Source organism: Halobellus sp. MBLA0158, from assembly GCF_041477585.1.
GTDB classification, from domain to species: domain Archaea; phylum Halobacteriota; class Halobacteria; order Halobacteriales; family Haloferacaceae; genus Haloquadratum; species Haloquadratum rubicundus.
In genome coordinates, this window is record NZ_JBGNYA010000001.1 from 1976859 (window position 1) to 1996805 (window position 19947).

The following is a 19947-nucleotide window of genomic DNA, read 5'->3' on the forward strand; positions in this document are numbered from 1 at the left end:
ACGAGACGGTCGGGTATGACTGACGACGCTGACGCGGCCGATCCCGAAGCCGAAGCATCGAACGAGAGCCTCGACGACGTCGTGACGGAGTTCCTCCGCGACGTCGACGCGGCACGCGAAGACTACGACCGCGGCTACACCGACGCTGACGCGACGCTGTCGGTCGTGCTCTCGCACGTCGACCGACTGCGGGAGGCGTTCGAGGACAGCGACGAATAGCGGGGGCGAAACCCGACTCACTCGCCGATCAGGCCGCGGATCCGATCGACGTGCTCGCCGAACGCCGGGTCGGTGCGCTCGCGCGGGCGGTCGAGGTCGACGGAGACGACCTCCCGGACGCGGCCCGGATTGGCCGCCATCACGACCACCCGATCGGAGAGCTTCACCGCCTCCTCGACGTCGTGGGTCACGAACAGCACCGTCTTCTCTGTCTCGGACCAGATCCGGAGGAGTTCTCCGTGGAGCATATCCCGGGTCTGTGCGTCGACGCTGCCGAACGGCTCGTCGGCGAGCAGGATCTCCGGGTCGACCGCGAGCGCCCGCGCGATGCCGACGCGCTGTTTCATCCCGCCGGAGAGCTCCTTCGGGTAGGCGTCCGCGAAGTCCGAGAGCCCGACCAGATCGAGCATCTCGTCGATCCGGCGCGTCCGCTCGGCGCCGTCGACGCCCTGCTCTTCGAGGCCGAAGGCGACGTTGCCGCGGACGGTCCGCCAGGGGAACAGGCCGTACTCCTGGAAGACCATCCCCCGGTCCGTTCCGGGCCCGGTGACGGGCTCGCCGTCGAGGCGGATCTCGCCGCTCGTCGGCGCCTCCAGCCCCGCGATCGTCCGGAAGAGCGTCGTCTTACCGCAGCCCGACGGGCCGACGAGACAGACGAACTCCCCGTCGGAGACCGAGAAATTCACGTCCGAGAGCGCCTCGACGCGCTGGCGCTCCGACTCGTAGACCCTGCCCACGCCGTCGACGACGACCTTCGGGCTGGCGTCGGACTCGTCTGAGCCGGCCGCCGCGCCCGGGTCGTCGCTCACTCCCGCCACGCCAGAACCCTCCGTTCGACCCGGCGGAATAGCCCGTCGCTCACGAGGAAGACGAGGCTGATGACGCCCATATACGCCACGCTCACGTCCGTCGCGAGGTTCTGGGCGGCGTTGATGATCTGGAAGCCGACGCCCGGCGCGCCGAACAGCTCGGCGGCGACGACGATCATCCAGCACTGCCCGATGCTGGTCCGGATCCCCGTCGCGATCGAGGGGGTCGCCGCGGGCAGGACCACCTTCCGGATCATCGTGAGGTCGTCGTCGACGCCGAGGCTCGCCGCGACCTCCTTCAGGTGGGTCGAGACGCCCTCGACGCCCGCGTAGGCGTTGTAGAAGTTGATCCAGAAGGCGCCGATGCCGACGATGAACGCCGCGCCGCCGTGGCCGATGCCGATCCAGACGATCGCGAAGACGATCCACGCCAGCGGCGGGATCGGCCGGAGGAACCGAGTGACGGGCGTGAGCGCGTCGTCGAGGCGGGCGCTCCAGCCCATCCCGACGCCCAGCGCGATGCCGAGGACGCTCCCGACGACCAGGCCGGGGACGTAGTGGAGCAGGCTCTGTGCGAGGTTCGCGATCAGGCGCGTCGCCGGGACGGTGACGCCGACGAACGGGACGGCGAACGTCGTCGGCGCGGTGAACTCGACGACGAACGCGGTCGCGACCTCGACCGGCGAGGGGAGGAGGTACGTCCGACCCACCGCCATCGCCGCGGCCTGCCAGACCGCGAGGAAGACGACCGATCCGACGGCGCCGTACGCCAGACCGACCGTGTCGAGGCCCGAGGCTCCCTCGGTCTCGCCGTCGCTGCGGGACCGCGCGACGTCGGTCGTGCTCGACTCCGACGCCGTCCCGGCCTCGACGCTCATAGCGAGTCGTACACCCCGAAGTCGAACATCGCGTCGTTCGAGAGCGCCTCGCTCGTCTTGCCGAGCTGGGCGGCGTACTCCGAGAAGACCTGTGCGCCGTCGGCGATCTTGTGCGGGTCCGTGATGAAGTCCGACGCCGGCGAGTCCATCGCGCGGCGCGCGGTCTCGACCGGCAGCGACGACTCGCCGATGACGGTGCTGGCGTGCTGTGCGGCCTGATCGGGGTTCTCGGTGGCGAACGTCGTCGCGCGCTGGTGCTGCTCGACGAACGCCGCCGCCTGCTCGGGGTTGTCCTCGCGGAGCCGGTCGTGCATCAGCGTCACCGCCGCGGGCTGGCCGGGCATGAAGTCGCCCGCCCAGGCGATCGACTGGTACGGCGCGTCGTTCATCTCGGCGATGGTCGGGACCGGCTCCATAATCGAGGTGCCGTCGATCTCGCCGGCCAGGAGCGCCTGCCGAACCGGGCCGGCACCGCCGAGCGCCGTGATGTTCACGTCGTTTTCGGGGTCGACGCCGACGATCTCCGCGAGCCAGTAGCGGAGCAGGATGTCGGGGACAGAGCCCGGCGGGAACGTCCCGAACTTGAACTTCCGGCCGCGTTCTTCCTCGAAGCGGGCGAAGGCGTCGGCGCCCGAGTCGGCCTCCTCCCAGATCGCCGCGAAGTCGTCGTGGGCGAGGATCTGCATCGCGTTCTGGATGTTCGCGGCGGTGATCTTCGAGGGGATGCCCTTGTCCATCACGATCATCGCGGGGACGATCCCGAACATCATCACGTCGAAGTCGCCCGTCGCCGACGCCTGCACGATGCTCGGACCGTCGGAGAACACCTCCCCCTCGACGGTGGCCGACAGCTCGTCGAAGTACCCCTCCTGGTCCATCACGAAGTACTGCATATCGGGGTAGATCGGCATGTACGCGACGCGGATCTCGTCGAGGCCGCCGCCCGATCCGCCGCTGCCGCTACCGCCGCCGGTGCAGCCGGCGATGCCAGCCAGTCCGGCGGCCGAGACACCGGCCGTCGATTTGAGGAGTCGTCGTCGCGAGATCGCAGTCCCGTCGGTCATAGCGTCGTTCGTCATTTTACGACGTTAGGGGTCTCAGCCCTATTTAGACCGCGCACGCGGCGAGCATCGCGCTGATACTCGACGGGGCGAATCCGGCGCTTCAGCCGGCAGGCGTCCGAACGAAGGCGTATTTCAGAGGCATAAGGGAACAGATGCGTCGTAGATAGAAGAAAAAATTGCTTGTATATTTTCGCCGAGCCCCCGACCGCGACCAGCAAGACCTAACTCGGTGGCCTCCCCGGGCGAGCATATGACGCACTTTTCGGACCGTGTCGAGCAGGTGTCGATCAGCGGCATCCGCGAGGTCTTCGAGGCCGCCGGCGAGGACGCCATCAACCTCGGGCTGGGCCAGCCAGACTTCGCGGCGCCGCCCCACGCCCGCGAGGCCGCCGCGGAGGCCATCCGCGAGGGGCTCGCCGACGGCTACACCGAAAACAAGGGCACCCGCTCCCTCCGCGAAGCCATCGCCGACAAGCACGCGCGGGACCAGGGGCTCGACGTCGATCCCGACGACGTGATCGCCACCGCGGGCGGCTCCGAGGCGCTGCACGTCGCTCTGGAGGCCCACGTCGACGCCGGCGACGAGGTCATCATCCCGGATCCGGGGTTCGTCTCCTACGACGCCCTCACGCGACTCACCGGCGGGACGCCCGTCCCCGTGCCGCTCCGCGACGATCTCACGATCGACCCCGCGGCGGTCGAAGAAGCGATCACCGACGACACCGCGGCGTTCGTCGTCAACAGCCCCGGCAACCCCACCGGCGCGGTCTCGCCGCCCGAGGACGTCCGGGAGTTCGCCCGGATCGCCGACGAACACGACGTGCTCTGCATCTCTGACGAGGTCTACGAGTACACCGTCTTCGACGGGAAGTTCCGCTCGCCGATCGAGTTCGCCGACTCCGACAACGTCGTCGTCGTCAACTCCGCCTCGAAGCTCTACTCGATGACGGGCTGGCGGCTCGGTTGGGTCACAGCCTCCTCACGCAGAGTCGAGCGGATGCTCCGCGTCCACCAGTACGCCCAGGCCTGCGCCGCCGCGCCGTCGCAGTTCGCGGCCGAGGCCGCCCTCACGGGGCCGCAGGATCAGGTCGACGAGATGACCGAATCGTTCCGGGAGCGCCGGGACCTCGTCGTCGAGGGGTTAGAGGAGATCGGCCTCGACGTTCCCACCCCGGGCGGCGCGTTCTACGTGATGCCGGAGGTGCCCGAGGGCTTCGTCGACGAGTGTCTGGACCGCGGCGTCGTGATCGTCCCCGGCGACGCCTTCGGCGAGCACGGCGACGGCTACGCGCGGCTCTCGTATGCGACCGACGAGGACTCGCTGCGGGAGGCGCTCGACATTATGGAAGACGCCTACGACGCGGTGGTCTGAGCGCGACCTCGCTCCCGCGTAGGGCTGTCAGTTTCGACTGTGAAGCCACTCGTACCACTCCCCGAGGTCGACCAGTCGGCCGCTGACTCCGTCAGGCCCGTACTGGGTGAACACCTCGTCGACGGCGCGAGCGAGCCCTTCCGGGTCGGCGTCGGGGAGGCTCTGATCGTAGTAGAGTAAGATCCCCGCGTGATCGATCTCGCCGTGGAGCGCCTCGAAGTCCTTCGCGTTGTTCGTCAGCAGGACGCTGTCGGAGTCCCCGCACCACGACAGAAGTTCCGGATCGCTCGTGTGTTCTCCGAAGCGGTCTTTCGCCTGCTCGACCTCGTAGCCGCGTTCCCGGAGCAGTCGCTCGAAGACTCGTCCGACGTGCTCGTCCAGCAGGATCCGAACGCCCGTCACTGCACGGTCTCTTTGGGCTTCAGGGACGACTCGCGAACGCGATCGAACGCCGCTTCGTTCTCCCGTTCGAGTTCGCGCATCTCGTCGATGTGAGCGTAGTAATACGAGAGAGATTCGTACACGTCGGCGAGAGCGACGTCGAACTGATCCGCGACGTGGGCGGGCGACTGCCCGCCGTCTATCACCCGCGCGGCGACGTGGCGGACGCCGACGCGCGTGCCGGCAATCCGCGGCTCGCCCCCGAGTACGTCATCGTTACGGGTGATACTCATACGGCTCACTAAGCACCCTCATCGGTTATATCTTTTCGGCGGCTTCCGCAAGAACCGCAGAAGGCGCCCTCAGTTCGCCGTGCTGACGATCTTGATCACGTCGCCCTCCTCCAACTGATAGTCCTCCGCGATCCGACGCTTCGACCGCGCGTCGACCGCGTGGAGGTAGCCCTCGCCGATGTCGGAGTGGACGGCGTACGCGAGGTCCTTCGGCGTCGACCCGCGCGGCAGGAGGAAGGCGTCGGGGAGCACCTCGCCGGTCCCGTCGGTCCACTTCGACTCGCTCTGGACGGGGTAGACCGTCACCATATCCAGGACGTCGTAGACGGCGGTGTTGATCGCCTGCTGGACGCCCGTTCCGCCGTGGGCGTCGAGCACCTCGCGGATGGTGTCGAGGCCCTGACGCTGGGCGTCGGAGACGTCGCCCGCGATGCGGAAGTCGTCGTCGCCGGGGAGGTACTCGACGACGCCGCCCTCGGCCGCCGTTCGGAGGGCTTGCTCGCCGTCGGCGGTCGCGGGGATCACGGGCTTTTCTGCCTCGCTCAGTCGTTCGAGGTTCTCCGGCGGCGCGGCGTCGGCCTTGTTCGCCACGAGGACGATGGGCTTCGTCCGCTCGCGGATGTCCGTCGCCAGGCGCTCGCGGTCCTCGTCGGTCCACTGTTGGGGATCTTCGGGGTAGTCGAGCGCCCGGAGCGAGGCCGCGACGTCGTACTCCGTCGCGCCGAACCCAGTCAGCATCTCGGTCAGCGCCTCGTCGATGTCGAAGTCCGGCGAGCGCGACTTCCGGACGACGCTCTCCCAGTTGCGCTCGATGATCCCCGCGAGCCACTGTTCCAACTCGGCTTCGACGAAGTCGGCCTCCTCGACGGGGTCGTAGGTCCCGACCTCGACCGGCTCGCCCTTGGCGTCGGTGGCGCCGGCGGCGTCGACGACCGCCAGGATGGCGTCCGCGTCGGTGAGCGCGTCGAGGAACTGATTGCCCAGCCCGCGTCCCTCGTGGGCGCCGGGGACGAGCCCCGCGACGTCGAGCAGTTCCACGGGGACGTATCGGACGCCGTCCTCGCAGTTGCCGCAGCGCTCCTCCCGGTCGAGGCAGGGACAGCGCGTCCGGGCGTGGGTCACGCCGCGGTTGGGATCGATCGTCGTGAAGGGGTAGTTGCCGACGTCGACGTCGGCCATCGTCGCCGCCTTGTAGAAGGTAGACTTGCCCGCGTTGGGCTTGCCGGCGAGCGCGAGCGAGAGCATACCGGACGGACGGCCGTCTGCGGCAAGTAGGTTTCCGTCCGCACTCGGTCGTTCTGTCAGTCCGACGCCTCGCGAATCCGCCGCTGTGCGATCTCGTCGATCCGATCGGCGAGCTCCGCGGCGTCGGCGTCGCTGATGTCCGTGTCGGCGGTCGCCTCCTCGACGAGCTCCAGCGTCTCCAGCCTCTCGCGGATCGCCCGCCGCGACACCTCGTCCCACTCGACGTCGCCGTACTGTTCCATCCGCTCCTTGAGGGGTTCGCCCACGTCGACGGTGATCGATGGCACGCGTGTCATATGACACCACAACACACTGTGTTTTTCGGTCGTTTTCACCCGCTGAGGACCGGTCGGTCAGACGAGCGACTCGTAGACGATGCCCTCTCTGCGCGTGACGATCCGGCGGCCGTCGACGACGATCGGCGTCGCCATCGCGTCGAAGGCCTCGTCGAGGTCGGCGAACTCCGGCCAGTCGGTCACGACGAGCGCGGCGTCGGCGTCGTCGAGGGCCGCTTCGGCCGTCTCGGCGTAGTCGATGTCGGGGTATCGCTCGCGGAAGTTCTCGGTCGCCACGGGATCGTAGCCGACGACGTCGGCGCCAGCATCGACGAGCGCGTCGACGAGCGGGAGCGCGCGCGAGTTCCGGATGTCGTCGGTGCCGGGTTTGAACGCGAGGCCGAGCACGGCCACTCGCGCGCCGTCGGGGTCGACGTGCCCGCGGAGCAGTTCCAGGAGCCGGACGGGCTGGCGGTCGTTCACTTCCACCGCGGCCTGCAGCATCGCGGGCTCGTAGCCGACGTCGCGGGCCGCGGCGATGATCGCCGCGACGTCCTTCGGGAAGCAGCTACCGCCCCAGCCGACGCCCGCGCCGAGGAACGCCGCGCCGATCCGGTGATCCAGCCCGATCGCCTCCAGCACCTCCTCGGAGTCGATGCCGTACTCCTTACAGATGTTCGCGAGGTCGTTCGCCAGCGAGATCTTCGCGGCCAGGAAGCCGTTGTTGGCGTACTTGATCATCTCCGCTTCGGCGACGCCGGTCTCGACGATCGGCGGCTCGCCGGCCCGCTCGGCAAGCGGCTCGAACACCCCGCGGAGCGTCGCTTTGGCGCGGTCGCTCTCCGCGCCGAGGACGATCTTGTCGGGATCGAGGAAGTCCGAGACCGCACTGCCCTCCCGGAGGAACTCGGGATTCATCCCGATTCCAAGGTCCTGGCCGAGGACCTTACCGGACTCCTCGGCGAGGATCGGCGCGATCACCTCCTCGGTGGTCGTCGGCACGACGGTGCTCTTGGTGACGACGACGTGGTAGTCGTCCTTCTCGGCGAGCGCGGCGCCGAGCGACCGCGCGCCCGCCTCCATAATCGAGAGGTCGATGTGGCCGTCCGCCTCGGAGGGCGTCGGGAGCGCGAGGAAGGTCGCGTCGGTGTCGCGGACGGCGCCGTAGTCGGTCGTCGCCCGGAGCCGATCGCCGGCGTGTTCGACGACCAGCTCGTCGAGTCCCGGTTCGTGGATCGGCGCCCGCCCGTCGTTGATCGTCTCGACGATCTCCTCGTCGATGTCGACGTTGACGACGTCGTGGCCGACCTCGGCGAAGCAGGCCGCGATGGTCGTGCCGACGTAGCCGCTGCCGACGATGCTGATCTCCATAGGCCAAGGCACGCCAGCCCTGGATTTCAATTTTCGCTCTCCGTCCGGCTCCGAAGCGAAAGGTCGGAGTAGGGGGCGCCTCAACGCCACGCTATGTCGAGAGAGCAGGACGGGTCGGCGGGCGTGACGGAGTCGGAGGCCGCTGCCGACGACGTCGGCACCGAGCTCCTGTCCGACGACTCGTCGTGGCTCGTGATCTTCCTGAAGGGCGTCTGTATGGGCGCCGCGGACGCGGTTCCCGGCGTCTCGGGGGGCACGATCGCGCTCATCACCGGGATCTACGAGCGGCTGATCAGTGCGATCACCGCCGTTTCCATCGATCGGATCCGCGACGTCCTCCTCGGCGTCCTCCCGGACCGCCGCCAGAGGGCTTACGAGGCCCTTCGCGCCGTCGACACCGTGTTCCTGATCGTGCTGGGCCTGGGCATCGCGTCGGCGATCGTCACCGTCACCCGCGTCGTCCACGCGGGCATCCAGTCGATGCCGGTGCTCACCTTCGGGTTCTTCTTCGGCCTCATCGCCGCCTCGGCGTGGGTCCTCTTCTCGGAGGTCAGCGTCGATACGCCGCCCCGGATGGCCGCTGCCGTCGCCGGGTTCGCCGTCGCGTTCGTCGTCTCCGGCCGCGCGGCCGCGACGCTGGGCCAGAGCCTCCCGGTGACGGTGCTCGCGGGCGCCGTCGCCGTCAGCGCGATGATCCTCCCGGGCATCTCCGGCTCGCTCATCCTCGTGATCCTCGGCCAGTACGAGTATATGACGGGGACCCTGTCGTCGTTCGTCGACGGCCTCCTCGCGCTCGTGACCGGCGGCCCCGTCGATCCCGTCAGGGAACACGGCGTCGTCGTCGTCGCGTTCGTCGGGGGCGCCGTCGTCGGCCTGTTCACCGTCGCCCACGCCGTGCGCTTCGCGCTTGACCGCGCCCGGACCGCGACGCTCGCCTTCCTGGTGGCGCTGATCGTCGGCGCGCTCCGCGCGCCGGTCGTCCGGACCGGCGAGCAACTGGCCGACCTCGGTCGGACGTGGACGCCGACGGCGATCGCGCTGTTCGCGGGCGCTGCGGTCGTCGGCGCGGTGTTCGTACTACTCTTGGAGCGCTACACCGGGATCGCCGAAATGGACGAAGCAGTCTGAACTAAGCGACGGACGGCGCGAGGGCTACGCGGTAGGTCTCGAAGGACGGTGAGCCGGACGTGACTGACGACGGCAAGACACAGGATCTCCGACCGTCGCGGCGGTCGACTGGGCGCGCCCGAGTGGAGTCCGGCTCGATGGGCGCCCGCGCGGTCGGATACGAGGTCTTCGGCTGCGCGGCGGGCGGTCGGTCGTCGGCGCGGGGCGACCGTGACCCGAACGCCGACCGACCGCCGTCGCCGCAGTGTGTGTTCCCGTGACTGGTATCACTCCCGTGGGACGGCGAGGTTCACGAGCGATTCGCTGCCACACATCTCACAGACGCTGCCGCTCTCGATGCGCGCACCACACTCGCGGCACTCGTAGCGACTCTCGTCGGGATGGTATGGATCGACTGTCCCGTGGTATATCACCATATGTGGTAGCAGTACACACACGCTGATAACTGTTTCCCTGATACGGAAATTATGAGAACGGAACTCCTAAGATGAACTAATATTCTTCTGTTTCGACCACGTTTCGAACGCTATCTGCGAGCGATGTGGAAGAACGTCTCTTTTCGGCTCGTCGCGCCGACGGTTCGGAAGCCGGCGGTTTCGAAGGCGTCGACGGCGTCCGCGAGCGCGAACCGCTCGTCCATCGCCGGGCCGTCGTCGCCGGTGCCGTTCGCCGACCAGTCGAGGGTGACCACGCGGCCGCCGGGCCGGACGACGCGCGCGAGCTCTGCGAGCGCCGCCTCGGTGGCGAACTCGTGGTAGGTCATCGTCGAGAACGCGGCGTCGAGTTCGTCGTCCGCGAGCGGGAGCGACGACGCCTCGGCGGTCACGGTTTCGACGTTCTCCGGGAGCCCCTTCGCCCGATAGCGGTCGTGCATCTCCGCTTGGACGTCGACGGCGTAGACCGTCCCGGCGAACGGGGCCACCTCGTCCGTGTAGAATCCGGTTCCGCTGCCGATGTCGGCGACGACGTCCTCGCCGCCGAGATCGAGCGCGGCGAGCAGTTCCTCGCGGGAGCCGAAGCGGTAGCGGTCCGGCCGTTCGAGCTTGGCCGACTCGTCGGCGTCGAAGGTGTGAAATCCCATAGCAGAAGCAGGCGCGCGCCGGACCTAAGTGTGTCCGTCCGAGCGGCCAGCCGTGCGGTCGACAGTCACAGTTAACAGGATCGCGCGCCGACGAGTGGGCGATGGCACCGACACTCCGAACCCCGACCGAACGGACCTGCGAGCGGTGCGGTCGCGAGGAAGTCTGGGACGGCGACGCCGGCACCTGGCGGCTCGCCGAGACGGACGGCGAGCGCGCCGTCGGGAGCCCGTACTGCATCCACGAGTGGGACATCAACGGCTCGTTCGTCCCGTTCGAAGACGACCACCCCGCGACGGCCTAGCTACTCGTCACTCGGCCCGCGAGCCGAGTTCTTCCAACACCGAGGCGGTCCCGTCGAAGTACGACTCGTCGAGAACGAGGTCGGCGGCCTCGCGCGCGGCCGCGTCGGCGTTCGCGACGGCGTAGGACCGGCCGGCGACGCCGAACGTCGAGACGTCGTTCTCGCTGTCGCCGATCGCGACGAACGAGTCGGGATCGCGGTCGAGCGCCTCGGCGACCGCCTCCAGGCCGACGCCCTTCTCGACGCCCGGCGTCTTGAGGTGGTACGCATAGCCCGTGTCGACGACTTCGAGGTCGTACTCGGCGGCGACCTCGCGGAGGAGTTCCTCGTCGGCGTCGAGGTTCACGGCGATCTCCGTCCGTCGCCACTCGTTGACCGCGTCGAATCCGTCCCAGCCGAGGTCGCCGCCCCGCTCGACGAACGCGTCGGCCGCGGCCTGTGCGCGCTCCCGGTCGCCCTGGTAGGAGACGGCGCCGGCCGCGAGCACGACGCCGCCGTTCTCGGCGATCACGGTCGGCTCGATCCCGAGGTAGTGACAGAGGCTCACCGGGTAGGGGAACGCCTTCCCGGTCGCGAGGACGACCGGCGCGGTCCAGGCCTGGAGGTGGGCGAAGACACGCGGATCCAGGCGGCCGGCGGCGTCGGTGAGCGTCCCGTCGATGTCGAGGACCAGCGGAGGCTCGGAGGTCATCGACGCGGATAGGCCCGCCCGGGGGAAAGAAGCACCGTTTGGCGGGTCGCGAGAGCGGTCCGTGGGCCGCGACCGCGACTCGCTTACGCGTCGACCGGCTCGACGCCGATCGTGACGGTCACGCCCTCGACGTCCCACTCCTCGAAGAGCGCCGCGTCGCCGAGTTCGTCGGCGTCGACGAACGCCCGCGTGCGGGTCTCCTCGGCGACCACGTCGCGGTGGCGGTCGACGAACTCGGCGACCCGATCGTCGGCGACGTCGACGGCCGTCTCGATCTCGGCGTCGACCTCCAGGTCGAGCTGTTTGCGCATCTCTTGGATCCGCCGGATCACGTCGCGCGCGTAGCCCTCGGCCTCGATCTCCTCGGTGAGGGAGGTGTCGACGTAGACGGTGCCGCCGTCGAAGTCCGCGCCCGAGACGTGCTCGGGGGGCTCGGCCTCGTAGGTCACCATCTCGTCGGTGAGTTCGTAGGTCTCGCCGTCGACCTCGACGCCGGATTCGACCGCCGCGCGGGTCTCGCCCCGGACGGCCTCCATCACCTTCTGGGCGTCGGCGCCGAACTCGGGGCCGATCACGCCCATCTCGGGGCTGGCGCGCTCGACCAGTTCGTCGAACTCCGCGACGACGTCGATCTCGCGGGCGTTGACCCGCTCGGAGAGGAGGGCCGACAGCGACTCGACCGCGTCGGCGACGCCGTCGTCCTCGGTGGCGACGACGACGCGCTGGACCGGCCAGCGGAGCTTCCGGCCGCCCTGCTGGCGCGCGTTCGCCGCGGCCTCCTCGACGTCGCGGAGGACCGCCATCTGCCGCTCCAGTTCCGGATCGCGGCGGTCCGCGTCGGCCTCGGGGTACGACAGCGCGTGGACGCTCGTCGCCGATCCGTCGAGGTGCTGGTACATCTGCTCGGCGAGGTACGGCGTCACCGGCGCCAAGAGGCGGATCGTCTCGTCCATCACCGTCGCGAGCGTGGCGTAGGCGCCGCGTTTCGACGCCGAGTCCTCCTCTTCCCACATCCGCTCGCGGATCGCCTTCACGTAGAAGCGCGAGACGTCCTCGGTGAGGAATTCCAACACCGTGTTGAGCGCGGTGCTCACCTCGTAGTCCTCCCAGGCCTCTCTGGCTTCGGCCTCGACGGACTGGAGCCGCGAGAGGACCCACTCGTCGACGACGGTGAGGTCGCCGTCAGAGAGGTCGGCCTCGGCGGGGTCGTAGCCGTCGAGGTCCATATACGGCAGCGGGAAGCGGAAGACGTTCCAGAAGATGTTGAGCGTCGACTGCATTTCGCCCAGGCCGTCCCACTCGAAGGAGAGGTCGACGCCCTGCTGGTCGTGGCTGAGGAGGTACGCCCGCAGCGGGTCGCGGCCGGCGCGCTCGATGGCCTCCTCGGGGGTGACGATGTTCCCGAGCGACTTGGACATCTTTCGCCCGTCCTCGTCGTTGACGAAGCCGTGCATCATCACCTCCTCGTAGGGCGCGCGGCCGACGGCCGCAGAGCCCATTCCGAGCTGGGACCAGAACCACCCGCGGGTCTGGTCGTGGGCCTCGACGATCCAGTCGGCGGGCCACAGTTCGTCGTATTCCTCCGTCTCGCTCGGGTAATCGAGCGTGCCCCACGTCGCGACCGAGGAGTCGATCCAGACGTCGAAGACGTCGGGGACGCGCTCGTAGGTCTTGCCGTCCTCGGTGATCGTCAGCGGATCCACGGAGGGCCGGTGGAGGTCGAGTTCGTCGGGGTCGACGTCCTGGTCCGCGCGCTCGGCGAGTTCCTCGCGCGTGCCGATCACGATCCACTCGCCGTCGTCGGCCTGCCAGATCGGCAGGGGAATGCCCCAGTAGCGCTGCCGGGAGATATTCCAGTCGGGCGCGTCCTCGACGAAGTCTCGGAAGCGGTTGTCGCGCGCCCACTGTGGGTACCACTCTGTCTCCTCGATGTTGTCCAGGAGGTCGGCCTTGATGTCGGTGACCGTGATGAACCACTGGTCGGTCGCGAGGAAGATGATGTCCGTGTCGCACCGCCAGCAGTGACCGTAGCGGTGCTCGTGGGTGCCCGAGGCGAGCAGCGCGCCGTCGGCGTCGAGGTCGTCGATGATCTCCTCGTTGGCGTCGCGGACGAAGGTGCCCGCGTACTCGCCGGCCTGATCCGTGAACTCCCCGCGGCCGTTCACGGGCACGAAGACGTCGAGATCGAGTTCCTGGCCACGGGCGAAGTCCTCCTGCCCGTGGCCGGGCGCGGAGTGGACCAGGCCGGTGCGGTCGGCCTCGACGTAGTCGGCCGTGTACACTTCCTGGGCGCCCTCGAAGTCGGCGTGTTCGTTCAGGTGCGGTTCGAGGGGGTTGTCGTAGGTCCAGCCCGTCAGGTCCTCGCCCGCGTACTCGTCGAGGACTTCGTAGTCCTCGTAGCGACCCTCCTTGAGGACGTCCTCCACGCAGGGCTCGGCGATGTAGAGGACCTCGCTCTCGCCGCCCTTCTCGGCGCGGACGGCTTGGTAGGTCATCTCGCCGTCGACCGCGACGAAGGTATTCGCGGGGATGGTCCACGGCGTCGTCGTCCAGATGACGAGGCTTCCCGCTCTTTCTTCCAGCGGGAACTTCACGTAGATAGACGGCGAGGTGATCTCGTCGTACTCGACCTCGTTGGCGGCGATGGCGGTCTGACACCGCGGGCAGTAGTTCACCGAGCGCTTGCCCTGCTCGACGAGGCCGCGCTCGTCGACCTGCTGGAACGCCCACCACGCGGCCTCCATGTACTCGGGCGTGATGGTCTCGTAGGGGTTCTCCCAGTCCATCCAGACGCCGATCGACTGGAAGTCCTCGTCCATCGCCTCGCGGTTGCGGACGGCGAACTCCTTGCACTCTTGGATGAACTCCTCGATGCCGTACTCCTCGATGTCGCGCTTGGTCTCGAAGCCGAGTTCCTCCTCGACTTTGACCTCGATCGGCAGGCCGTGCATGTCGTAGCCCGGCCGGTCGGTGACGCGGTGGCCGGTCATCCGCTTGTACCGGATGACGGCGTCCTTCAGCGTCTTGTTCCAGGCCGTCCCGAGGTGCATTTGACCTGACGTGTACGGCGGCCCGTCGACGAAGAAGAAGGGCGGGTCGTCGGCGTGGGCCTCCTTCGTCGCCTCGTAAGCGTCGGCGTCGTCCCAGTACTCCTCGACCGCGGACTCGACCGCCGCGGGCGTGTACTGGTCGTCGACTTCGTCCATACTGGTGGAGTACCAGCGAACGTATATGAAATCCGTGGAACCGCCGCGTACGATCGGTTCTCGGAACTGGCGGGACCTACGACTCGGCCCGGACCGTCAGCTCGCTGCGAAGCGTTCCGGTCTCCTCGTCGTAGACGGGCAGGCGGACCCGACGGGGCGTCGCCTCGGCGCTGTACCGGACGACGGTCGTCGCGATCACCTCCTCGGTGTCCGGCGGCAGATCGAGTTCCGAGGGATCGCGCGACGCTCGCGCCATCGGCGCCGTCACCGTCCGCCAGCCGGTCCAGTCGAGGTCGCCGTACAGGATCGTCGGCGCGACCTGATAGGCGTCCGCCCGCGGCATCCGCGCCTCGTAGACCAGGAGGAAGTGCGAGGCGTAGTCGGTGTCCCGCAGTTTGTCGTCGAAGGTCCGTTCGTCCGTCGGATACTCATCGGTGAAGACCGCCGACACGTCCGACGGCCGTTCGGTGTAGAGCGCGGCGTGGCGGGTCGCGTCCGCGGACGCGGAGAGGCCGTCGGCGAACCACGGCTCCGACGCGGGGTGAAAGACCATCGTGGCGACGTCCATCTCGACGCGGTCACTGAGTTCTCGGCGCACTGTCCCAGTACAGCCAGCAATCGCGGTCACCGACAGGGCGGCGGTCGTCGAGAGGAGGGCTCTGCGGTTCACGGTAGAAATTCTCGAAGCCATCGGCATATATCCGTGGACTGGTCCCGATAATTTGGGACACGAAGCCTTGGATAGTGAGTGAATTACTCGTGTTGCTGTGCGGTAGTCGCATCGAATCGCACCGCGAGACTCGCAGTGCGAGTCTCGCGGCTCTTTTTTGGTGCAGATTTTTTGCGGGGGTTCGAGGCCGCGCGGAGCGCGGCCGAGGACCCCCGATAAAAAAGTGCGTGCTTAGAAATCGGGGAGGTCCTCGGGCGCCTCGTACTCCGACTCCCAGGTGATGTACTCGTCTTTCAGGACGTCACACACGGTCTGTCCCAGTTCGGTCAGCCCGGCGTTGATCGACGAGACCGTCTTCCAGGAGTCGACGTCGGGGTGGATCTCCCGCTCCTTCCAGTCTTCGGGGATGCCGGGCGCGTGATAGCCCACGCGGTCGGCGAAGTCGTCCCAGAAGAAGTCGAAGTGCGAGAGCAGATCCAGATCGAGGACGACCTCCCACTCGGCTTCGGTCACGTCCGTCGACTCGCGCCACTCGACGAAGGCGTCCTCCCAGGCGCCGTCGCGGAGGAGCGCTTCGAGGTCGTCGCGCCGGTAGTCGGTGTCGCCGACGATCTCCGCGTCCTCGTACTCGTTGGGGTCGACGGCGTCTTCGAGCTCCGGTACCGCCGGGGTCTCGACCGAGAGCGTCATAGGGCTCGATTCGAGCGCGACCGGGATATACTGTCGGGAGTCGAGGCGCGCCGCCGACCCGTCACCGGCCGCCGAGCCCGCCGAAGTCGTCGAACTCGTCGAAGTCGTCGCGCTCTCCCGGGGGATCGCCGGTCCGTTCGTCCGGCCCGCCGGGGCCGGAGGGGCCCTGTCGACCGTTCTCCGGGCCGCCGTCGAGGTCGAAGCGCTCGGGCGGTTGGCCCGCCTCGTCGAGGACGACGTCGGAGACCTCGATCCGGCAGTCGACGCGGACCGCCAGCGCGATGGCGTCGCTCGGGCGGGCGTCGAAGACGAACTCCCGGGCCTCGCCGCGCTCGTAGCGCTCGGCGTCGACCTTCGCGTAGAAGGTGCCGTCCGCGACGTCGTCGATCCGCACGCGATCGATCGCGCCGCCGAACTCGGTGAGCATCTCCACGAGGAGGTCGTGGGTCAGCGGCCGCTCGAACGCGTCGCCGGAGAGCGCGAGCTGGATCGCCCGGGCTTGGTCGGCCGTGACCACGATCGGGAGGTACTCCTCCCGCGCGGACACGACGACCGCCGGGATGTTCTCGCCGTCCGCGTCGACGCCGACGGCGATGCCCTCGACCTCGCCCGGGTGGTTCATACCTCCCCGTAGTGCGTCCTGGTACGAATACTTACGGGAGGCGGGCGGTGCCGCGGCAGTCCGCGGGCACCGATCACCGGCGCTGTCGGACGAACCAGACCGCGAACCACGCCAGCAGGACCGTCACCCCGCCGAGGAAGACGAGCAGGCCCGGCGGGATGCCCGAGGCGGCCGATTCGGCGGCGATGCGCGCGGATTCGGTGGACTGCGCCGAGAAGGTGCCGGCGTCGCCACCGCCGCCGGTCTGGGCGCCGAAGGGGAGCCCTTCGAGCGCGACCTGGGCGATAACGCTCACGAGGCCGACGACCGCGACGCCGCCGATCAGGCTCTTCAGCGCCGACGACAGCCCCGCCTTCTCCTCGTCGTTCGCCGCGACCACCACGAGCGGGCGGTCCGCGGGACCGTAGACGTTCATCTCCCGGCCCTTCTCGGAGTAGACGGTGTCGACCACCTCGACCGCGCCGGCCGATTCCAGGCGTTCGAGGTGGTACTGGACGTTCTGCAGGGACGTCTCGACTGAATCGGCGAGGGCGGCGGGGTTCGTCGGCTCCTCGTGGAGCGCGGCGAGGATCTTCCGGGCGGTCGCCGAAGAGAGGACCGAGAGCAGTTCGTCGGCGTCGTCGTCGTCGAGTCCGACGACCCGGGGGGAGGCGTCGACCTCGGGCTCGGACTGGGAGGGCAGGAGGCGGGCCATCGTCCGATCGTACGACGGGGTCCGATACAAATCTGTTGTTCTCGCGGGGTCGGTGCGGTCGATCGATCGACCGCTCCGCAATACACTTGCGTGCCGGCGTTGTACTGGTCGCTATGTACGTCCGGGACGCGAAGAACCGCGACGAGGTCTGGTTGCTCGACAGGATCGAGGAGGCCGACATCGACGATCCCGCGTTCCGGTCGCGCGACTACGTCATCGCGCTCGACGAGGAAACGTCGCGGAAGGCGGGCTTCGGGCGCATCCGCGTCCACAAGACCGACGCGGGGAACTTCTGCGAACTCGCGTTCGTCTACACCCTGCCGCCGTGGCGACAGCAGGGCGTCGCCGCCCACGTCATCGAGCGGCTCGTCGCCGAGGCCTCCGACGAGGGCTACGACACGGTCTACACGTTCACGCGCCAGCCCGAGTACTTCACGCCGTTCGGGTTCGAGCCGCGCGAGACGAGCGAACTCCCCGAGCCGGTGGCAGAGCGGCTCCGCCGAGTGCGGAAGGAGCGGGGCGAAGACGTCATCGCGATGGCCGTCGATCGGGCGGACTTCTCGGTGCCGACGCGGTTCCGCGAGCGCTTCAAGAACGCCTCGCCCGCGGACGAGCCCGAGGACGGCGAGGTCCCCGTCGAGGAGACCGCCGAGGACTTCGGGATCGACGCCGACGAGGCGACGTACAAGTACGACACCGGGAACTGAACGCGGTCAGGTCCGGTCGTCGAGGAAGTCGGTGCTGAAGACGATGTACGCGAGGACCGAACAAAAGAGGATCGGCGGGAGGATCGCGAACGCCCACAGCGGCTCGATCCCCCAGCCCAGGAGGAGCACGACGTCCGCGAGCCCGATCGCGAGGAACGGCGCGACCGCGAGCGCGGCGCGTTTCCGGTTCTTGCTGTCGTCGCCCTGGAGGGGCGCGTCGGGGTCGAACTCCTCGTCGGGCGCCGCGGCGTCGCCGCGGTCGTCGGCCGTCGTGGACGAGGCCATACCCGAAGTCGGCGCCGGAGCGACAAAAGCGCCGCGCTCGCGGCCGCGGGGAGGCCGTCGATATCGGTCGGATTTCGATTTCACCACGGACGATGGTGGCGTACAAGTCTTCACTCACCAGATCGTACGACTGCGTGCTATCTGACGAGCGATCAGTTGCAAACGTACCCTCTCCTTCGACCCCGAACCGGGAGCCGATCAGACGCCGTCCTCGGCGCGTTCCGCGCGTGAGACCAGTTCCACGAGGCCGAACAGCAGCCCGAGGAGCCCGCCCGAAATGACGACGCCGTAGAGCGCGAAGGCGAGTGGCGTCACCGGCAACGTCACGCCGGTGCCCAGGACCGGCATCTCCGAGGCGACCGCCGAGCCGTTGCTCCCGACGAACCACCCGATGCCGGCCGAGATCCCCACGATCGAGACCCCGACCGCGAGCATAATCCGGCGGCCGAGCCCCTCCCGTCCCGCGGCGGCGTCGGGAGTCGCGTCCGCGTCCGCGTTCGGTTCCGATTGCACACCCCCGCTACGGCGCGCGGGGGCCTTGCCCTTTCGGTCCGGCGTGGTCGGGATCTGCCAAGAGCGGCGGCGATCGGACCCGACGGCAACGTACAAACCCCGACCGCTCCAACGGGCGATCGATGACGGACGAACACGACCTCGTCGGGCGCGCTCGCGAGGCGCTCGAAGACGCGCACGTCCCCTACTCCGAGTACCGGGTCGGCGCCGCGCTGGAAACCGCCGACGGCTCGGTCTACGTCGGCTGCAACATCGAGAACGCGAACTACTCCAACAGCCTCCACGCCGAGGAGGTCGCGATCGCCGAGGCGGTAAAGGAGGGCCACCGGGCCTTCGAGCGGGTCGCGGTTTCGTCGGGCGCCCGCGACGGCGTGACGCCCTGCGGGATGTGCCGGCAGACGCTCGCGGAGTTCGCCGACCCAGGGTTGGAAGTGATCTGCGACGAGGGCGGCGACGAGACCTCGACGTACACGCTCGGCGAACTCCTCCCGAACGCCATCTCCACGGAGACGCTCTCGGACGCCGAAGCGAGGCGGGCCGGCGACCCGGACGGCGACGACGGCGGGTAGTTCGACCGCGGCCCGCGCGGGCGACAGTATATTTTCCCCGCGGACGGGAGTGCCTGTATGACCGACAGCGAAGACCCGAACGACGAGACCCAGTACCACCTCGCGGTCGGCCCCGACGACGTCGCCGACAGCGTCCTGCTGCCCGGCGATCCCGATCGCGTCGACAAGATCACGGCGCTGTGGGACGACCACGAGGAGCGCGCCGCCCACCGCGAGTACCGCACGGCCACCGGCACCTACGAGGGGACGCCGATCTCCGTGACCTCGACCGGCATCGGCAGCCCCTCCGCGGCCATCGCCGTCGAGGAGCTCGCCCGCGTCGGCGTAGACACGTTCATCCGCGTCGGATCCTGCGGCGCGATCCAGCCGGAGATGGACGTCGGCGACCTCGTCATCACCTCGGGCGCGGTCCGCCAAGAGGGCACCTCGAAGGAGTACGTCCGGGAGGACTACCCCGCGGTCGCCGACGGCGAGGTCGTCTCCGCGCTCGTCGCGGCCGCCGAACGCCTCGGCTACGACTACCACGTGGGGCTGACGATGAGCGCCGACTCCTTCTACGCCGGCCAGGGCCGCGCCGGCTTCGAGGGCTTCACCGCGGCGGGCTCGGAGTCGCTGGTCGAAGAACTCCGGGACGCCAACGTGAAGAACATCGAGATGGAGGCGGCCGCGCTCCTCACGCTCGCGAACGTCTACGGGCTCCGCGCCGGCGCGGTCTGTTCGGTCTACGCGAACCGCGTCACGGGAGAGTTCCGCACGGAGGGCGAGTCGCGCGCGGCCGAGGTCGCAAGCCTGGCGGTCCACCTGCTCGCGAAGATGGAGGCGGTGAAGGAGGAGGCGGGCGCCGACCGCTGGCACGCGGGCCTGTCGATCGAGTGAGCGAGG

General features: G+C 68.8%; 24 protein-coding genes and 1 pseudogene. 7 read left to right on the forward strand and 18 right to left on the reverse strand.

Translation table 11 applies throughout. The annotated features are described in order from the left end of the window. Positions 1–15 precede the first annotated feature (15 nt). Positions 16–219, forward strand: a complete 204-nt coding sequence (locus tag OS889_RS10115) for a hypothetical protein (protein WP_372389589.1) — start codon at positions 16–18, stop codon at positions 217–219. 17 nt (positions 220–236) lie between these two features. Here OS889_RS10115 and OS889_RS10120 read toward each other — a convergent pair whose 3' ends face one another. Genes OS889_RS10120 through OS889_RS10130 form a run of 3 tightly spaced genes read right to left on the reverse strand, consistent with a single transcriptional unit; the run spans position 237 to position 2970 of the window. Then, positions 237–1037, reverse strand: a complete 801-nt coding sequence (locus tag OS889_RS10120) for an ABC transporter ATP-binding protein (RefSeq protein WP_372389590.1) — start codon at positions 1035–1037, stop codon at positions 237–239. Continuing rightward, positions 1025–1906, reverse strand: a complete 882-nt coding sequence (locus OS889_RS10125; protein ID WP_372389591.1) for an ABC transporter permease — start codon at positions 1904–1906, stop codon at positions 1025–1027. Before OS889_RS10125 ends, OS889_RS10120 begins: the two co-directional genes overlap by 13 nt. Then, positions 1903–2970, reverse strand: a complete 1068-nt coding sequence (locus tag OS889_RS10130) for an ABC transporter substrate-binding protein (RefSeq protein WP_372389593.1) — start codon at positions 2968–2970, stop codon at positions 1903–1905. Before OS889_RS10130 ends, OS889_RS10125 begins: the two co-directional genes overlap by 4 nt. Positions 2971–3220: 250 nt before the next feature. On the opposite strand from OS889_RS10130, the gene OS889_RS10135 reads away from it, so the two are divergent. Further along, a complete protein-coding gene (locus tag OS889_RS10135) occupies positions 3221–4342 on the forward strand; it encodes a pyridoxal phosphate-dependent aminotransferase (protein ID WP_372389594.1) in 1122 nt (373 codons plus the stop codon). A gap of 27 nt (positions 4343–4369) precedes the next feature. On the opposite strand, the gene OS889_RS10140 is transcribed toward OS889_RS10135, so the two are convergent. The 5 genes from OS889_RS10140 to aglM form a co-directional block, all read right to left on the reverse strand. Then, positions 4370–4744: a DUF5615 family PIN-like protein gene (locus OS889_RS10140; protein WP_372389595.1), complete on the reverse strand. Its 375-nt coding sequence runs from the start codon at positions 4742–4744 to the stop codon at positions 4370–4372. Further along, positions 4741–5016, reverse strand: coding sequence for a DUF433 domain-containing protein (locus OS889_RS10145; protein WP_372389597.1), 276 nt, complete (start codon positions 5014–5016; stop codon positions 4741–4743). The genes OS889_RS10140 and OS889_RS10145 overlap by 4 nt, the downstream gene beginning before the upstream one ends. A gap of 69 nt (positions 5017–5085) precedes the next feature. Then, positions 5086–6261 carry a redox-regulated ATPase YchF gene (locus tag OS889_RS10150; RefSeq protein WP_372389598.1) on the reverse strand — a complete coding sequence of 392 codons (1176 nt, stop codon included), beginning with the start codon at positions 6259–6261 and terminating at the stop codon, positions 5086–5088. 56 nt (positions 6262–6317) lie between these two features. Next, the gene (locus tag OS889_RS10155; protein WP_372389599.1) at positions 6318–6557 is read right to left on the reverse strand and encodes an AF_0619 family ribbon-helix-helix protein; all 240 of its coding nucleotides are present in this window, start codon (positions 6555–6557) and stop codon (positions 6318–6320) included. 57 nt (positions 6558–6614) lie between these two features. Next, positions 6615–7907, reverse strand: a complete 1293-nt coding sequence (gene aglM, locus OS889_RS10160; RefSeq protein ID WP_372389600.1) for a UDP-glucose 6-dehydrogenase AglM — start codon at positions 7905–7907, stop codon at positions 6615–6617. Positions 7908–8123: 216 nt separating this feature from the next. Between aglM and OS889_RS10165 the strand changes: the two genes are divergently transcribed. Beyond that, positions 8124–9035 (forward strand): DUF368 domain-containing protein, encoded by a 912-nt coding sequence (locus tag OS889_RS10165; RefSeq protein WP_372391599.1) that lies wholly within the window; start codon positions 8124–8126, stop codon positions 9033–9035. 266 nt (positions 9036–9301) lie between these two features. On the opposite strand, the gene OS889_RS10170 is transcribed toward OS889_RS10165, so the two are convergent. Together OS889_RS10170 and OS889_RS10175 are read right to left on the reverse strand one after the other, a co-directional pair. Then, entirely contained in the window at positions 9302–9451 is a 150-nt protein-coding gene (locus tag OS889_RS10170) for a DUF7129 domain-containing putative zinc-binding protein (protein ID WP_372389601.1), read from the reverse strand. Positions 9452–9561: 110 nt separating this feature from the next. Continuing rightward, positions 9562–10116 carry a class I SAM-dependent methyltransferase gene (locus tag OS889_RS10175; RefSeq protein ID WP_372389602.1) on the reverse strand — a complete coding sequence of 185 codons (555 nt, stop codon included), beginning with the start codon at positions 10114–10116 and terminating at the stop codon, positions 9562–9564. Positions 10117–10217: 101 nt separating this feature from the next. Here OS889_RS10175 and OS889_RS10180 point away from each other — a divergent pair, with 101 nt between their 5' ends. Beyond that, positions 10218–10418, forward strand: coding sequence for an HEWD family protein (locus tag OS889_RS10180; RefSeq protein WP_372389604.1), 201 nt, complete (start codon positions 10218–10220; stop codon positions 10416–10418). A gap of 7 nt (positions 10419–10425) precedes the next feature. On the opposite strand, the gene OS889_RS10185 is transcribed toward OS889_RS10180, so the two are convergent. The 6 genes and pseudogenes from OS889_RS10185 to OS889_RS10210 all read right to left on the reverse strand — a co-directional run bounded on the left by OS889_RS10185 (position 10426) and on the right by OS889_RS10210 (position 16991). Continuing rightward, complete coding sequence (locus OS889_RS10185) at positions 10426–11109, reverse strand: HAD-IIB family hydrolase (RefSeq protein ID WP_372389606.1); 684 nt, start codon at positions 11107–11109, stop codon at positions 10426–10428. An 83-nt stretch (positions 11110–11192) separates the two neighbouring features. Then, a complete protein-coding gene (gene ileS / locus OS889_RS10190; RefSeq protein ID WP_372389608.1) occupies positions 11193–14315 on the reverse strand; it encodes an isoleucine--tRNA ligase in 3123 nt (1040 codons plus the stop codon). A 76-nt stretch (positions 14316–14391) separates the two neighbouring features. Next, positions 14392–14985: a hypothetical protein gene (locus tag OS889_RS10195; RefSeq protein ID WP_372389609.1), complete on the reverse strand. Its 594-nt coding sequence runs from the start codon at positions 14983–14985 to the stop codon at positions 14392–14394. Positions 14986–15216: 231 nt separating this feature from the next. Continuing rightward, on the reverse strand, positions 15217–15675 hold the full coding sequence (locus tag OS889_RS10200) for a DUF7992 family protein (RefSeq protein ID WP_372389611.1): 459 nt from the start codon (positions 15673–15675) through the stop codon (positions 15217–15219). A gap of 190 nt (positions 15676–15865) precedes the next feature. Further along, positions 15866–16297 (reverse strand): annotated as a pseudogene (locus OS889_RS10205) (bifunctional nuclease family protein); the annotation flags it as partial. Between the two features lie 73 nt (positions 16298–16370). Beyond that, positions 16371–16991 carry an ArsR/SmtB family transcription factor gene (locus tag OS889_RS10210; RefSeq protein WP_372389612.1) on the reverse strand — a complete coding sequence of 207 codons (621 nt, stop codon included), beginning with the start codon at positions 16989–16991 and terminating at the stop codon, positions 16371–16373. Positions 16992–17104: 113 nt separating this feature from the next. Between OS889_RS10210 and OS889_RS10215 the strand changes: the two genes are divergently transcribed. After that, positions 17105–17698 carry a GNAT family N-acetyltransferase gene (locus tag OS889_RS10215; protein ID WP_372389613.1) on the forward strand — a complete coding sequence of 198 codons (594 nt, stop codon included), beginning with the start codon at positions 17105–17107 and terminating at the stop codon, positions 17696–17698. Positions 17699–17704: 6 nt separating this feature from the next. On the opposite strand, the gene OS889_RS10220 is transcribed toward OS889_RS10215, so the two are convergent. Both OS889_RS10220 and OS889_RS10225 read right to left on the reverse strand, forming a co-directional pair. Further along, complete coding sequence (locus OS889_RS10220; RefSeq protein ID WP_372389615.1) at positions 17705–17983, reverse strand: DUF8142 family protein; 279 nt, start codon at positions 17981–17983, stop codon at positions 17705–17707. Between the two features lie 198 nt (positions 17984–18181). Continuing rightward, positions 18182–18496 carry a DUF7520 family protein gene (locus OS889_RS10225; RefSeq protein ID WP_372389617.1) on the reverse strand — a complete coding sequence of 105 codons (315 nt, stop codon included), beginning with the start codon at positions 18494–18496 and terminating at the stop codon, positions 18182–18184. A gap of 122 nt (positions 18497–18618) precedes the next feature. Here OS889_RS10225 and cdd point away from each other — a divergent pair, with 122 nt between their 5' ends. Together cdd and OS889_RS10235 are read left to right on the forward strand one after the other, a co-directional pair. Beyond that, positions 18619–19065, forward strand: coding sequence for a cytidine deaminase (gene cdd, locus OS889_RS10230; protein ID WP_372389618.1), 447 nt, complete (start codon positions 18619–18621; stop codon positions 19063–19065). 57 nt (positions 19066–19122) lie between these two features. After that, positions 19123–19941, forward strand: a complete 819-nt coding sequence (locus OS889_RS10235; protein WP_372389619.1) for a nucleoside phosphorylase — start codon at positions 19123–19125, stop codon at positions 19939–19941. Positions 19942–19947 lie beyond the last annotated feature (6 nt).